The 15250-nt window shown below is 51.7% G+C and carries 11 protein-coding genes; 9 read left to right on the forward strand and 2 right to left on the reverse strand.

What is annotated here, in order from left to right:
* Positions 1 to 50: 50 nt before the first annotated feature.
* The 4 genes from B5D63_RS31775 (at position 51) to B5D63_RS31790 (ending at position 7259) form a co-directional block, all read left to right on the forward strand.
* A complete protein-coding gene (locus tag B5D63_RS31775; protein ID WP_078672926.1) occupies positions 51 to 1955 on the forward strand; it encodes an AAA domain-containing protein in 1905 nt (634 codons plus the stop codon).
* 9 nt (positions 1956 to 1964) lie between these two features.
* Complete coding sequence (locus B5D63_RS31780; protein ID WP_078672927.1) at positions 1965 to 2411, forward strand: DinB family protein; 447 nt, start codon at positions 1965 to 1967, stop codon at positions 2409 to 2411.
* Positions 2412 to 2751: 340 nt separating this feature from the next.
* Positions 2752 to 6000, forward strand: coding sequence for a S41 family peptidase (locus tag B5D63_RS31785; RefSeq protein WP_078672928.1), 3249 nt, complete (start codon positions 2752 to 2754; stop codon positions 5998 to 6000).
* Positions 6001 to 6080: 80 nt separating this feature from the next.
* Positions 6081 to 7259 carry an acetyltransferase domain-containing protein gene (locus tag B5D63_RS31790; protein ID WP_078672929.1) on the forward strand — a complete coding sequence of 393 codons (1179 nt, stop codon included), beginning with the start codon at positions 6081 to 6083 and terminating at the stop codon, positions 7257 to 7259.
* A gap of 13 nt (positions 7260 to 7272) precedes the next feature.
* On the opposite strand, the gene B5D63_RS31795 is transcribed toward B5D63_RS31790, so the two are convergent.
* Both B5D63_RS31795 and B5D63_RS31800 read right to left on the reverse strand, forming a co-directional pair.
* Positions 7273 to 7626 carry a hypothetical protein gene (locus B5D63_RS31795; RefSeq protein ID WP_078672930.1) on the reverse strand — a complete coding sequence of 118 codons (354 nt, stop codon included), beginning with the start codon at positions 7624 to 7626 and terminating at the stop codon, positions 7273 to 7275.
* A gap of 36 nt (positions 7627 to 7662) precedes the next feature.
* Complete coding sequence (locus tag B5D63_RS31800; RefSeq protein WP_078672931.1) at positions 7663 to 8403, reverse strand: glycine-rich domain-containing protein; 741 nt, start codon at positions 8401 to 8403, stop codon at positions 7663 to 7665.
* A gap of 102 nt (positions 8404 to 8505) precedes the next feature.
* Between B5D63_RS31800 and B5D63_RS31805 the strand changes: the two genes are divergently transcribed.
* From B5D63_RS31805 to B5D63_RS31825, 5 genes are all read left to right on the forward strand, one after another.
* Entirely contained in the window at positions 8506 to 9399 is an 894-nt protein-coding gene (locus tag B5D63_RS31805) for a hypothetical protein (protein ID WP_078672932.1), read from the forward strand.
* Positions 9400 to 9540: 141 nt separating this feature from the next.
* Positions 9541 to 11961 (forward strand): ABC transporter permease, encoded by a 2421-nt coding sequence (locus B5D63_RS31810; RefSeq protein ID WP_078672933.1) that lies wholly within the window; start codon positions 9541 to 9543, stop codon positions 11959 to 11961.
* Positions 11962 to 11982: 21 nt separating this feature from the next.
* Entirely contained in the window at positions 11983 to 13026 is a 1044-nt protein-coding gene (locus tag B5D63_RS31815; protein ID WP_078672934.1) for an alpha/beta hydrolase family protein, read from the forward strand.
* Between the two features lie 129 nt (positions 13027 to 13155).
* Positions 13156 to 13722, forward strand: a complete 567-nt coding sequence (locus tag B5D63_RS31820) for a TetR/AcrR family transcriptional regulator (protein WP_200817144.1) — start codon at positions 13156 to 13158, stop codon at positions 13720 to 13722.
* Between the two features lie 31 nt (positions 13723 to 13753).
* Complete coding sequence (locus B5D63_RS31825; protein WP_078672936.1) at positions 13754 to 14998, forward strand: MFS transporter; 1245 nt, start codon at positions 13754 to 13756, stop codon at positions 14996 to 14998.
* The last annotated feature ends 252 nt before the right edge of the window (positions 14999 to 15250 follow it).

A 15250-nucleotide genomic window follows, 5' to 3' on the forward strand; every position in this document is an offset into this window, starting at 1 on the left:
GACCATCATAGTTCAGGAAAATCAGTCAAAATCAGCGTAATCAAAGTTCAATGTTATATTTCGATAAGCTCTTTCAGCTGCTGCGCCAGGAAAGAGAAGAAGATAAACAATCCTGGCTCCGCCAGACAGCCAGTTCATCTGCAGCAGAACGCAGAACGAACGGCCTTACCTGGTACCCGGTGGCCATCAGGGGCACGGAAATGAGCCGGGGGGATTATCTCACCGTGGAAGTGGAACGTACCACTCACCAGGATATAGCGCACCAGTTGCGTTTCGGCGTATCTGCGGTATTGTTTTCCAATCATGATCCGTTACAGGACAGGGTAGAAGGCACTGTTACCTTTCAGGGAGGCAACCGCCTGAAGCTGACATTACGTACGGATGAGCTGCCGGAATGGGCCGACAACGGCAAACTGGGCATCGATCTGCTGTTCGATGACAATAGCTACGATGAGATGCAACAGGCGCTGAAACAAGCGGCTGCCCTGGCAGACAAGCCGGAAGGTCATCTCGTGAAAATTCTTATTGGTGAAAGAAAACCCACCTTTGACGCTATAACGCCACCGGTAACACTGCCGGGACTGAATTCCGTACAACGGGAAGCCGTCAATAGAATCCTGTCGGCCAACGAGCTGGCGATCGTGCATGGCCCGCCGGGCACCGGAAAAACTACTACGCTGGTACAGGCTATCAAGGCACTGATCAGAAAAGACCAGGAGAAAATATTAGTGGTAGCGCCCAGCAACGCGGCTGTTGACCTGCTCAGTGAAAAACTGGCGGATGAAGGACTCAATGTACTGCGCGTGGGCAACCCCGCACGCGTATCAGCGCGACTGTCATCGCTCACCCTCGACAGTAAAATGTCCGAACACGCCAGCATGAAGGAAGTGAAACGCCTGAAGAAACAAGCCAGCGAGTTTAAAAATATGGCGCATAAGTACAAGCGTAACTTCGGCAAGGCGGAAAGGGAGCAACGTAAAGCCCTCTTTGATGAAGCACATAAAATCATGAAAGAGGTGGACAAGACAGAGCAATACATCACGGACGATCTGATTGCCAAAGCACAGGTGATCACCGCTACGCTCGTTGGCGCCAACCATTACACGGTACGGAATGTGCGATATAAAACCGTCGTGATCGATGAAGCGGGCCAGGCGCTCGAACCTGCCTGCTGGATACCCATCATTAAAGCGCAGAAGGTTATTTTCGCCGGTGATCACTGCCAGCTGCCGCCAACCATCAAGTCGGCCGAAGCGGCACGTCAGGGACTCAGCAATACACTCCTGGAAAAGAGTGTGGCGCTGCATCCGGAAGCAGTAGTATTGCTGGAAGAACAGTACCGCATGAACGAAATGATCATGGGGTATGCCTCGGCTGTTTTTTATGACAACAAACTAAAGGCCCATCATACGGTGGCCGGCCATCGCCTGTTTGCAGACGACTTGCCGCTGACTTTCGTGGATACCGCCGGCTGTGGCTTCGATGAAAAAACAGAAGGCACCAGCACTTCCAACCCTGAAGAAGCCTCCTTCCTGTTCCGCCATCTGTTGCAGCTGGTAGCTGCGCTGAAAGCACAACCGGGCAACAATACTTTCCCGGAAATTGCGATCATCTCACCTTACAAACAACAGGTGTACCTGTTGCAGGAACAGCTGCAACATGCCGCTGAACTACAGCCACATGCCGCCAGTATTTCCGTGAATACGATCGACAGCTTCCAGGGACAGGAGCGGGACGTGGTGTACATCAGCATGACCCGCAGCAATGCCGATAACAACATCGGCTTCCTCTCCGATATACGCCGCATGAACGTGGCCATGACCAGGGCACGGAAAAAACTGGTCGTGGTGGGCGATAGCGCCACTTTATCACAACTACCTTTCTACGCAGGCTTCATCGCCTACGCAGAAACACAGAACGCTTACCAGAGCGCCTGGGAATTTATGGACTTATAAACTTATCATATGATCGCAGCAAGCCTTGATCGTTGGGAACACCTGTGTAATATCATCCCGCCTTTGCTAAAAAATATCAGTGAAGAAGATTTCACTTTTAAACCTCTTCCCACAAAGTGGAGCAAAAAAGAAATACTGGGCCACCTGATAGACAGCGCCGCCAATAACCATCAGCGTTTTGTACGCGTGCAGTTTGAAGAAACACCCCGCATCACATATCATCAGAATGAATGGAACCGTTATAGTTACCATCAGCTCCAGCCCGCCCGTCAGCTGATCGACAGCTGGGAGGGGTTTAACCGGCTGCTGCTGGGCATCGCCCGCCATATACCGGAAGATGCCTTGCAGCGCCGCGGTTATGCCGGCGGCCCGGAACCGGTCACACTGGCTTTTCTCATAGAAGATTATGTGGTCCACCTGGAGCATCACCTGCGGCAATTGGTGGCTTACTCTTAGCTGCATTTACACTGACCTTTTTACGCGGGGCGTAGCAGGACCTCCTGCTACGCCCTTTTGTTATCCCGGGACAAGGTTACTCCTGTTGCCGGCTGTTGCATACGCAATGCCAGGGGATGTATTATTCCTGCCGTCAATCGTATTATTGGAAAGAAAGCTGTAGTTCTGCAGCCGTGAACGGCCAATCAGATAAAAAATCCTGCAGAAAAAGCAACTTTTCTGCGGCACAGTCGTCTTTTAAACGACACAGATAATTTAAAATAAAATGTTTCGTTTTTGCTACATTCGTTTATCCGGAAAAATCAACCTCCGGAGAAGACCCTTTAACAATCAACCGCTTATGAAGAAAAACGTTATGCTGGCCATGGCGTGCCTGTTGGGCGCCCATTCCTATGCGCAGGTAAGCGCCAGCCTGTTCCGCTACCCGGACGTTTCCCGTACGCAGATCGCCTTCAGTTATGCCAACGACATCTGGCTGGTCCCCAAAGAGGGCGGTACCGCTATCAGGGTGACCTCTCCCGCCGGGATGGAGATGTACCCCCGCTTTTCGCCGGACGGCAGCAAACTCGCGTTCTCGGCCAACTACGACGGCAATCTGGAGGCATATGTGATGCCGGTGACCGGCGGCGTGCCCTTTCGGCTCACCCAGCACGGTAACCCCGATATGGTCATCGACTGGACACTGGATGGCAAACAGGTACTGTTCTCTTCCCGCCGCGAAAGCACCAAAGAACGCTTCAACCAGTTTTATACGATTCCTGAAACCGGTGGCACTGCCGTTAAACTGCCCCTGGCCTACGCCGAATTCGGCAGCTATTCGCCAGACGGTAAGAGCATCGCCGTGGCCATCCGCTCGCAAAGCGCCCGCACCTGGAAACGTTATCGCGGCGGTATGAAAGCCAACATCCATATTTATCACTTCGATACCCGCCAGTCAGAAAATATCTCCGCTAAAAGCGACGCCGGCGATGAATTTCCGATGTGGTATAACAACTACGTCTATCTGCTGTCTGACCGCGGACCGGAGAAAAGAATGAACCTCTGGCGGTATAAAACAGATACCAAAACCTTTGAGCAGGTAACGCATTATACCGACTATGACGTGCATACGCCTGCCATGGGACCAACCGATATCGTATACGAAGCGGGTGGCAAACTGTATACCCTCTCCCTGGAATCCCAGCAGTCCAGAGAAGTGAAAATTAATATCACTACTGACGTGGCTACCCTGAAACCACGCACCATTAAAACGGATAAAGATATCCAGTATGCAGACATCAGCCCGGACGGTAAACGCGCCCTCATCGGCGCCCGCGGCGAAGTATTCTCCCTGCCTGCTGAAAATGGTTTCGTGAAAGACCTTACCCGCACCAGCGGCGTCGCTGAAAGAGATGCGTCCTGGTCCCCCAACGGAAAATATATCGCCTGGTGGAGCGATCAGACCGGTGACTACGAACTGTGGATCGCCGAAAATGGCAAAGAAGAAGCTGCCAGACAGGTAACCCATATCGGGCCAGGCTTTCGCTACCACGCCTACTGGTCGCCCGACAATAAAAAAATAGCTTTCATCGATCAGACAATGCGGATCCATATTGTGGACGTGGCCTCCGGCAAGGTGACTAACATAGACAAAGCCCTGCATTATACGGAAGACGCCCTCCGCACCTGGAAATGCAGCTGGTCGTCCGACAGCCGCTGGCTGGCGTATAGCCGTGACTGTGATAACCTGCACAATGCCGCTTTCCTCTATAATGTGCCAGGCAATCAGCGTCATCAGGTAACGGCCGACTTCTACGAAAGCATCGACCCGGTGTTTGATCCGGAAGGGAAATACCTCTACCTGCTTACCAACAGGACCTTTAAGCCGATCTACAGCGATGTGGAGAATAGCTTCATCTACGCCAATACCACCAAAGTGGCTGCGATCAGCCTGCGTAAAGACGTACCGCCGGTGACATCCACCCAAAACGATGCGGTGGAAATAGGTAAAGACTCCGCACAGTCGTCTCCCAAAAAAGAAGATAAAAAGAAAGGGGGAGAAGAAACCGCTAAAAACAATAACGAAGTAAAAATAGATCTGGAGAATATCGAAGCCCGGTTATACGAGCTGCCGGTGGAAGCAGGCAACTACTCCCGGCTTACGGCGGTAAAAGGCAAGATCCTTTACAACAACGCCTCCAACACCGGCGTCAGCGACCGGTCTGTTACCCTGAAATATTATGATCTCGACAGCCGCGAGGAAAAAGAAATCATCAAAGACGCGGGCCAGTACCAGGTGTCTGCTGATGGCAAAAAAATCCTCGTTACAGGCGACCGCTACGCGATCATCGATCTGGGACCGAACCAGAAGGTGGACAAAAAACTCCGCATCAACGAAATGACCATGCTGCTGGACCCGATGCAGGAATGGAAGCAGCTGTTCAACGAAGCATGGCGCATAGAGCGCGATTTCTTCTACGATCCGAACATGCACGGCGTTAACTGGGCCGAAATGAAACAGAAATATGCTCGCATCCTCGAAGGCGCCCGTACCCGTGAGGAAGTCAATTTTGTGATCGGTGAAATGATCGCGGAGATGAACGCCTCCCACGCGTATGTGTCCGGTGGCGACCTGGAAACACCGAAGGAAATGAATGTAGGATACCTGGGTTGTGACTGGGAAGCGGATGGCAAATTCTATAAAGTGAAACGTATCATCCGCGGCGCCGAATGGGACGCTGAAGCCCGCTCCCCGCTGGATGAACCGGGCATCAATATACCGGAAGGTACTTATATCCTGGCGGTGAACGGCGTGCCTTTGACGACCGCCAGTGAGCCTTTCAGCGCTTTCCAGGGACTGGCCGGCAAAGCCGTCGAGATCACCTACAATACCCGTCCTTCTTTTGAAGGCGCAAAAACAGCGGTGGTGAAAGCTATCGGCAACGAATACCGCCTGCGCCATCTGGCCTGGATTGAAAGCAACCGCAAACATGTGGCGGAAGCGACCAACAACCAGGTAGGTTACATCTTTGTTCCCAGCACCGGCATCGACGGGCAGGACGAACTGGTTCGCCAGTTCAGCGCCCAATGGAACAAAGCCGCACTGATCATCGACGAACGTTTCAATAACGGTGGTCAGATACCCGACCGTTTTATTGAACTGCTCAACCGCAAACCGCTGGCTTACTGGGCCACCCGCGACGGAGCATTGGTATCAGCGCCACTGGTAGGCCACTTCGGCCCCAAAGTAATGCTGATCAACGGCTGGAGCGGCTCCGGCGGCGACGCTTTTCCGGACTATTTCCGTAAAAGAGGCCTCGGCCCGTTGATCGGCACCCGCACCTGGGGCGGCCTGATCGGCTACTCCGGCACACCTACCCTGATCGACGGCGGTGATGTGACAGCCCCGAGCTTCCGTATGTATTACCCCGATGGTACCTGGTTCCCGGAAGGCCACGGCGTAGACCCGGATATCCAGGTCGATGAAAATCTGGGCGATATGGCCAGAGGCATCGATCCGCAACTCGAACGCGGTATCACAGAAATTAAAGCACTGCTGCAGTCCAAAGGATATAAAGCGCCGGCAACACCGGCATATGAAAAAAGATAACGTATATTTATAGTCGTTACACCGTCGGCCCGTTTGGTACCCATTACCGGACGGGCTGACTTTTTTTTAAAACCGTCCACATGAACACAACCACCCCCTACAGGGTAACGTCCATTGATGTGCTGCGTGGCCTCGTGATGGTAATTATGGCACTGGACCATACCCGCGATTTTTTTCATCGTACGGCCATGACGGCAGACCCGCTCGATCCGTCCACTACCAGTACGATGCTGTACTTTACCCGTTGGATCACGCATTTTTGCGCGCCCACTTTCGTTTTTCTCTCCGGCGTGTCGGCTTTCCTGGCGGCACAACGGAGAACCCGGCAGGACGCAGCGTATTTCCTCATTAAAAGAGGCTTGTGGCTGGTGTTGGTGGAAGTAACGCTGATAACGCTGGGACTGACTTTCAACCCTTCCTTTAATTTTATTATCCTGCAGGTGATATGGGCCATCGGATGGAGCATGGTGATACTGGGACTGCTGAGCTGGTGGTCGCGGAAAGCAGTGCTCATAGCAGGTATCCTGTTGTTTTTCGGTCATAACGTGGTCGACTATATGAAACTTCCGGCCGAAGGTCCCGCAGCGGTGATGTGGCAGATACTGCTGACCACCCGCGGCGCCGTGGTGCCGCTGGATGCCACCCATTTACTCGGTATATTTTACGCGATATTACCGTGGACGGGCATTATGTTGCTGGGCTATAGCATCGGCAGCTGGTTTATCCGCGACTTCCCCGCAGCAAAAAGAAAACAACGGCTGGTCATGGCCGGTGTGACATTAGTCGCGCTGTTTGTGCTGCTCCGATGGATCAACCTGTATGGTAATCCTGTTCCCCGTAAAATATATCCTGATCTCTGGTCCAACATGTTGTCATTCTTCGACACCAGTAAGTATCCGCCGTCCCTGCAATATGCAGCGATGACCCTTGGCCCGGCACTGCTGGCGCTGGCAGCATTTGAAAACCTGCAACAAAAATGGAGCGGCGTGTTAACCGTCTATGGCCGGGTGCCTTTTTTCTATTACGTGCTGCATTTTTACCTGCTGCACGCCTTGCTGGTGATCGTGTTTTTTGCTACCGGGCATTCCGCCGCACAGATAGCGCAGGTGCCCTTCTGGTTCAGGCCCGCTGAATTCGGATATGCGTTACCGTTGGTATACCTTATCTGGATCGGGGTGGTAGCGGCACTATACAGGCCCTGTCGCTGGTTTGACCGGTACCGCGCTGCGCACCGGCAATGGTGGCTGAGTTACCTGTAAAGAAAAGGGAAGGTCAGGAAGGATTGTCTGCGGAGGATTTCAGCGCGAAGGCAATGATGACGGGGAACATCAACAACAACATCAGGTAACCGACAGGTTTATGGTGATACATGCCCTGTATCAGCCGGGCAATGCCCAGCAGCAGGCAAAACCCGTTGACCAGACCGGCCATCCGGGGATACTGCCGCCACAGCAATAACACGTTGCCCAGCGCAAACAGCAGCAACAGGCTGTAAAAGCCGAGGAACTGTTTACCTGCAAGGTGAAAAGGATTGAAGCGGTGATAAACAAAATGCAGGAAGGTAAGGACGGCTGCACCGCTGGCCGTCAGCAGGAGATAACTTGTTTGTCTGGAAATGGTTCGCATCAGTAATTTTTTTTGAGGTGAATAATGGTGGAAGGCTTAATCGCCTCCTCCGCCACAACCGCCGCATCCGCCTCCGCAACTGCTGCTGCAACTGCTTCCGCAGGAGTTACTGCTGCTGCCGCCGCAGGTGCTGCCGGAGGAATCGCCCTTGTTGGGGTTTTTACTGCTTTTGCGGGCGGTGTTATAAGCCAGCAGGGCCAGTATGATTAGTCCAAACACTGTTCCGCCGGGAGTACAGCCTGTTAGCAGGAAGCTGAGGAGTAATAACAAGGGGAGAAGCCGTGGAAAGAAGAAGTCGCGGAGGCGTTTTCGGGGAGAACGTGGGGTATTGTACCAGATGTCGGCAGGAGGACTTTCATTGAAAACAGTCTTGTAAAGCCGGAGCGTTTGTATAAACCAGTCGTCGTGTCTTGTCTTTTCCGGCGGGCCGCCCTTGGAAGGGTGATGGTGGAGTTTCCGGCCAAGGACCTTTTCACAGAATTCGTCCCAGTAGTTCTCCGTGTAAAGCAGGTGTTTGTGCCATACCTGGTCGATCACATATGAAGGAGAAGCGCCGGTGGGGGAGATGCAGCAGAGATACACGAAGCGGCGGTATTCTGTAATGGCCCTGCTGGTGAAACGTTCGTTCCAGTCGTTTTCCCGGGCCAGTTTTCGTGAGAAGGGCTGCGGGGCGGTAGGGTCATCCGGCTGAAAGGCTGCAATTCTTTGCCATAGCGGGTCTTGTCTGAAATTAGTCCCTGCACGGATGCGGGGTGTGGTGTGTGTGATACTTGTCATCGTTCGTTGTTTTTATTTGAAAGTAAATTCGTTTTTTCCCATAATACCCGAATCTTCTGATTATCTTACAGCGTCTTTTTTTCGTCTTAAAATCGTATTATCATGACAAGGGAAGAGTTGGTTAACCTGGAACGCCTGATGAACTATATCTCCTGGCATTTCCTCCGTAAAAAAGAATGGAAAGACGTCTCCAAAACAGAGTGGACGCATGTGGCAGGTGAGTTTAACGCCCTGCTGGACAAACAGCGGAAGAAGAAAAGAACGGCTGCAGCCCCGCTGGCTTTCGGTGATAATTATTTCTACGAACACCTGGTCATCAAAAAACTAAAACCATGGAAAAACCGGACAGCAGCGGCCGCCATCAGCAGCCCTAACTTCTCCCGGTTGAATACTATCGCTAACGCACTCGGGTACACGAACTACATCGATTTTATCAATACCGCCACGGAAGGGTTTCCCTTTCATGAACTGAAGATCAATATCCCGCTGGCGCCGGTCAACCATAAGCTGCTGGAGCACCTGGTGGGTTATTGGTACTGCTACAACCGCAATCTGCCGATGCGGGAACAGGAAGAGGGTGACCGCATCTGGCGCTCTTCCCTGGAGATATACCGCTCCGGGGACGAGTACCTGGTAGAGCGGACAGGACGCGACAATCACATGTATTACGGTAAGATCACCTCGTTTGCCAATTATCTCTTCATTATCATGAACAGCACCACTTTTATCCGGCAGCGCCATTTTGTAGGCCGGTTGAAAGACGTGGAAGATAAAATGAAACGCCCCGGTTTCCAGGTCAATGAACTTTCATTCATCAGCACCTGCGTCAGTTTCACGGAAGAACCCATAGCACTCTATGAAATCTTCGATCGTGTGCCGCATGCCCGTAACTTTGAGAAAGCATCCATAGACCTGCCGTTTGACAGCCCGCTGTTACCACCGCATATCATGACACACCTGAAAGATGTACGGGAAAACCGTATCATGGAACACTAGCCGGCAGCTTGTCCGGAAATGGACAAAGCATGTTTTAAAACCGTACATTTATCTTGAAATGCAAAAAATAAAATATTGATTTTCAATGTATTAAAATATGGCATTGTCTTTTTAACATAAGGGCAAACATCCAACCGTTCAATGATCAGGAACTATTTTAAAATTGCTGTCAGGAATCTTGCACGCAGCAAGGGATATGCTGCTATTAACATTTTTGGTCTTGCAGTAGCGCTGGCTACCTGTCTGCTGATCACGCTGTTTGTGATCGATGAACTGAGTTACGACCGGTACAATCAGAAGGCTGACCGTATCTACCGGGTGAATGCGGACTTCCTGGTGAATGGCAACGCTTTCCGGGAAAGATATACGCCGGCACAGCTGGGTGCTACCATGAGGAAAGACTTTCCGGGCATCGAAAATTATGTGCGGTTCCGCGGTTTCGGGGACCGCTCCGTCCTGATCAAAAAGGGGAATGAAACGCTGATGGAACACAACGCCGGTTTTGCGGATTCCACCTTGTTTGATGTGTTTACCCTGCCGATGCTGGCCGGCGATCCTAAAACGGCCCTCACCAAACCTTATACGATGGTCATCTCAGAAAAGATGGCCGGAAAGTATTTCGGTAGCACCGCGGCAGCTGTTGGGAAAACACTGCATATCAACAATACGGATGATTATATGGTGACCGGTGTTATTAAAGATGTGCCGGCCGCTTCACACATGCACTTCGACATTATCAAGTCTATGGCCAGCCTGGAAGACAGCCGTAATACGGCCTGGATGGCTGATAACTATGATACTTACCTGCTGGTACGGCCGGGGATCAACGAAGCCACGCTCCTCAGTCAGTTGAAAACGCTGACTAAAACCTATATGGACGGCCCGCTGAAAGCGATGATCGGCAGCAGTATTGAAGAGCTGGAACGCAGCAATGGTCATTTCCGGTATGATGTGCTGCCACTCACCAAAATACACCTGTATTCTCCTTTCACCAACGAGGTAGAACCAGGCGGTAACATCCAGTACGTATATATATTCACGATAGTAGCAGTGTTTATCCTGTTGATAGCCTGCGTCAATTTTATGAACCTCTCTACGGCCCGTTCTGCCGGCCGTTCAAGGGAAGTAGGCGTGCGGAAAGCATTGGGCTCGCAACGTTCCAACCTCATTACGCAGTTCCTTACCGAGTCTATGCTGACGACAACGATAGCCGCATTGATAGCGGTAGCGGTGGCGCTGTTGTTGTTGCCTTATCTCAACCAGGTGGCCGGTAAAGCGATTACGCCGGACGTGTTGCTTAGCAAGTGGTTATTACTGGGTATGTTGACCACCATTTTTGTGGTGGGATTGCTGGCGGGTAGTTACCCGGCATTTTTCCTTTCTTCGTTTGAACCGGTGCAGGTGCTCAAAGGAAAGCTGGCGACAGGCTTCCGGGGTGGATGGTTGCGCAACAGCCTCGTGGTGTTCCAATTCTCTACGGCGGTGATCCTGATTGTAGGCACACTGGTAATCTATAGCCAGCTGAATTATATCCGCAATAAAAAGCTGGGCTACAGCCGCGAGCAGGTGGTGGTATTAAAAAATACACAGTCGCTCTGGGCGCATGCCGAAGCCTTTAAGGAAGAGGTGCTGAAGCTGCCGGGTGTGCAGGCCGGTACCATGGCTGACGCTCTGCCGGTATCCACCATTATGAACACCAGCATTTTCGCTAAGGATGCCGCTGCCAGCGCCGGACAGGTAATGGGGCTGTTTGAATGGAGAGTGGACGCAGATTATCTCCATACGCTCGGAATGCAGATGGCCGCAGGTCGTAACTTCTCGCCGGCAATGCCTTCCGACAGCAACACGCTGCTGATCAATGAAACAGCGGCTAAGCTGCTGGGCTATTCCGATCTGAATGACCGTTTCCTGTACTCGAATGCTGAAGGTAATAGACCGCTGCGTATCATCGGTATTGTAAAAGACTTTAACAGCGGTTCATTGCGTACGAAGATACCGCCGATTGTATTGCACCTGGCAAAACGGCCGGATATGATGGCTTTCCGTATCCGCACCGGTGATATCCCTGCGCTGCTCAGTAAAATAGAAGATAAGTACCACAGCGTGGCCGGCATGGAAGGGCAGCCGTTCCTGTATACCTTCCTGGACGACGATTTCAGTCGCCTTTATGCGGCCGACCAGCGTACGGGTAAGATCTTCGTTTCCTTTACCTGTTTCGCTATCCTGATTTCCTGCCTCGGGTTGTTCGGACTGGTGACCTACGCCGCGGAGCAGCGGACCAAAGAAATCAGCATCCGTAAGGTGATGGGCGCCAGCGTGACCAGCATCGTCACGTTGTTGTCCCGAGATTTCCTGAAGCTGGTGGCCGTTGCTATCGTAGTGGCGTCGCCGCTGGCCTGGTGGATTATGGACCGGTGGCTCCAGGATTTTGCCTACCGTATCAGTATCGGGTGGTGGGTGTTTGCCGCCACGGCATTGCTGGCTGTCCTCATTACCCTCGTCACTATCTGCCTGCAGGCAATAAAGGCGGCGCGGGCAAATCCGGTGGTGGCGTTGCGTTAATACTTTTCGTATATTAAGGGTATGATGTTTCGCTTATACCGATGGGCCGGTTGCCTGCTTTTATTATGGCTGACGACCGGCTTAAACGCACAACCCGTAACCCCGGCGGATTATCACCTGAACGCTTATACGCTGCACGATGCGGCGTTGGGGGATGTACGTTACTATATCTCCACTGACGGTCTGCAAACCAAAAAGCCCCTGCTAGTACTACTGGATGGCTCCAGTCACCTGCCGCTGGCCCTGCTGGTGAAGCAGCCGCACCGTATGGAGGTGATGAACACCTTCGACCACGACCTGCTGAAACTGGCTAACCGTTTCCATGTGGTAATGATCAGCAAGCCAGGCGTCCCGTTCTGTGACACCATACAGGTGCAACGGGATACAGTAACCATGGACGACGTGGACCGGCTGCTGCCCATGCCGTATATCTACCGGCATAAAGGCGGCCTTGAATGGCGTGCGCAGGCGGCTTCCCGGGTAATTGACGTGGTGTGCGCGAAGTTCCCGGTAGACGCCGGCCGCGTGGTGGTGTATGGTTACTCGGAAGGGGCACAGGTGGCGCCCAAGGTGGCGGTGCTCAATAAAAGAGTGACCCATTGCGCCAGCGTCTTCGGCAGCGGCCTCAATCAACTGTACGACTTCATACACGACGCTCGCCTGGAAGCTGTAAAAGGCCATATTTCCTACGAGGCGGCCCAGCGCCGGATCGATTCGCTGCTCCGCCGGTTTGAAGATATCTACCGGCATCCGCAGGATACCCGGAAAGACTGGGAAAATAATACCTACCAGCGCTGGGCCAGCTACGGCGCAGAACCGCCGGTGCAGCAGTTTGCCCAACTCGATATTCCCCTGTTTGTGGTGGCGGGCATCCACGATACCAATTCCCCCATATACAGCCTCGATTACCTGCCGCTCGAATTCCTGCGCCTCGGTAAGAAAAACCTTACCTATAAAGTATACCCCGTGGACCATTTTTTCCGCAATACCGCCAATCCCCGCGATATGACGGACTATAAATCGCAAATGCTGACAGCACTACTGCAATGGCTGAAAGTACGCTGAGCAGCGGCAACCTTCCTGTCTCCCGAAAAAAAATCTGTAGGAAAAAACATAAATAAGCGAACATTCACTTATTTTTGTGCTCTCAAACGTTTGTAGAATAAAAATATGCGGACCCGGAACACGGAAAAAATGGAACTCGTCAGACAAATGACGATGCAGATGGTAGCGACCAATGGTATAGAAAACTTTTCGGTCAACAGCCTGGCAAAGGCCTGCGGTATCTCCGTCGCCACTTTGTATATTTACTACAAAGACAAAGACGATCTGATCATACAGGTGGCCATGGAAGAGGGCGTCCGGCTGACAGACGCTATTTTAAAAGACTTTGATCCGGACCAGTCTTTTGAAACGGGCCTGTGGCAACAGTGGACGAGCAGGGCCATTTATCTGAAGGCGAATCCATTGTCTTCCGCGTTTATAGAAAGGATACAAATGTCCAGCTATGGTGAAAAAGCCGGATTTGTCATCAGTAGCATGTTCCATAACAGTATGCAGCGTTTTGTGGAAGGTGCGATAAAAAGAAAAGAATTGATTCCGCTTCCGGTGGAAGCCTGGTGGTCGGTGGCGTTTGCACCGCTGTACAACCTGCTGCGCTTTCATTATAAAGGCCGCGGTGTTACTACAAAAACATTTATACTAACCGACGAATTGCTCCGTCAAACATTTGAAGTCGTTGTAAAAGCTTTAAAACCGTAATCTCAGCCCTTATTTTCAATTTTTAATTCACATGCAAAAAGATACCACTAAGGTGCCCTTTACAGGGTATCAAAAATTTGTTGTGCTGATACTGGCGCTCACCCAGTTCACCGTCATCCTCGATTTCATGATCATGTCGCCCATGGGAGACCTGCTCATGAAATCCATGGACCTCCATCCCAGCCAGTTTGGGCTGGCGGTTTCCGCCTATGCGTTCAGTGCCGGGGCTTCCGGCCTGCTGACAGCAGGATTTGCCGACCGCTTCGACCGTAAAAAGCTGCTTACCTTTTTTTACAGCGGCTTTATCCTGGGTACTATTTTCTGCGGCCTCGCGCACACCTATCCATTGCTGATAGCCGCCCGTATCATCACCGGCCTTTTCGGCGGCGTGATCGCTTCCATTTCCATGGCCATCGTTACCGACCTGTTTGATATTCATCATCGGGGACGGGTGATGGGCTTTCTGATGATGGGCTTCGGCGCCAGCCAGGTGTTAGGCGTGCCGATCGGCCTCTTCTTCGCCAACCGCTATGGATGGTGGATGCCTTTCCTGCTGGTGGCCGGCTTTGCCATGCTGGTAATGGTGCTGATACAGGTAAAATTAAAACCAGTGAACCAGCACCTGCAAATGCAGCGAAACAAATCACCCCTGGCACACTTATGGAAAACGTTTGCCAATAAACAGTACAGGATGGGGTATACTGCCACTGCGTTGGTATCCATCGGGGGCTTCCTGATGATGCCCTTCGGTAGCGCGTTCGCCGTCAATAACCTCGGCCTTACGAACGAACAACTGCCTTTCCTGTTCATGGTGTCCGGTGTCGTAGCACTGGTGATACTGCCTTTTGTAGGCAAGCTGGCAGACCGCATTGATAAATTCAAACTGTTCGCCATGGGCGCCATCTGGATGATCATCATCGCACTCATCTATACAAAGCTGGGCCCTACGCCGCTCGTGATCGTGATCACCTGGAATGTGCTGCTGATGATAGGAATCCTCGGGCGTAGCATTCCCGCTAATGCACTCATCAGCGCAGTGCCCAATATGGAAGACAGAGGCGCTTTTATGAGTATCAACTCTTCCTTGCAACAAATTGCAGGCGGAGTTGCAGCAGCGATTGCAGGCATGATTGTCACGCAGAAAGATAAAAGCAGTCCGCTGGAACATTATGATATCGTTGGTTATCTGATGACCGCTTTAACCATGATCAGTATCTGGATGGTCTATCGCGTCAGCGAAATGATCAAGGCCAGAATGCAGCTGCAGAAAGCATAAGCGCGGAATCAAATACATTGTTTTAAAAGGTGTGTCCATCAGGGATACACCTTTTTTATTTTCTTTTTCCGGTAGATGATCACCCAGGTTGACCATGGTTTACACGCTTAATTATTAATAATCTGGTAACACCATTCGCTATTAAATCCTGTTTCCCCTTTCTAGTTTTACAAAATCAATTTTATTACAAACCTGCTTATCAATGAAGAAAATCACTGCGGTCAGTTCGCACTCGCATGGTGGATCTTTATG

It is taken from the genome of Chitinophaga eiseniae, from assembly GCF_900167135.1.
GTDB lineage: Bacteria > Bacteroidota > Bacteroidia > Chitinophagales > Chitinophagaceae > Chitinophaga > Chitinophaga eiseniae.

Coding starts and splice junctions, on each gene's coding strand:
- B5D63_RS31775 (WP_078672926.1), top strand. CDS start 51: ATGTTATATTTCGATAAGCTCTTTCAGCTGCTGCGCCAGGAAAGAGAA.
- B5D63_RS31780 (WP_078672927.1), top strand. CDS start 1,965: ATGATCGCAGCAAGCCTTGATCGTTGGGAACACCTGTGTAATATCATC.
- B5D63_RS31785 (WP_078672928.1), top strand. CDS start 2,752: ATGAAGAAAAACGTTATGCTGGCCATGGCGTGCCTGTTGGGCGCCCAT.
- B5D63_RS31790 (WP_078672929.1), top strand. CDS start 6,081: ATGAACACAACCACCCCCTACAGGGTAACGTCCATTGATGTGCTGCGT.
- B5D63_RS31795 (WP_078672930.1), bottom strand. CDS start 7,626: ATGCGAACCATTTCCAGACAAACAAGTTATCTCCTGCTGACGGCCAGC.
- B5D63_RS31800 (WP_078672931.1), bottom strand. CDS start 8,403: ATGACAAGTATCACACACACCACACCCCGCATCCGTGCAGGGACTAAT.
- B5D63_RS31805 (WP_078672932.1), top strand. CDS start 8,506: ATGACAAGGGAAGAGTTGGTTAACCTGGAACGCCTGATGAACTATATC.
- B5D63_RS31810 (WP_078672933.1), top strand. CDS start 9,541: ATGATCAGGAACTATTTTAAAATTGCTGTCAGGAATCTTGCACGCAGC.
- B5D63_RS31815 (WP_078672934.1), top strand. CDS start 11,983: ATGATGTTTCGCTTATACCGATGGGCCGGTTGCCTGCTTTTATTATGG.
- B5D63_RS31820 (WP_200817144.1), top strand. CDS start 13,156: ATGGAACTCGTCAGACAAATGACGATGCAGATGGTAGCGACCAATGGT.
- B5D63_RS31825 (WP_078672936.1), top strand. CDS start 13,754: ATGCAAAAAGATACCACTAAGGTGCCCTTTACAGGGTATCAAAAATTT.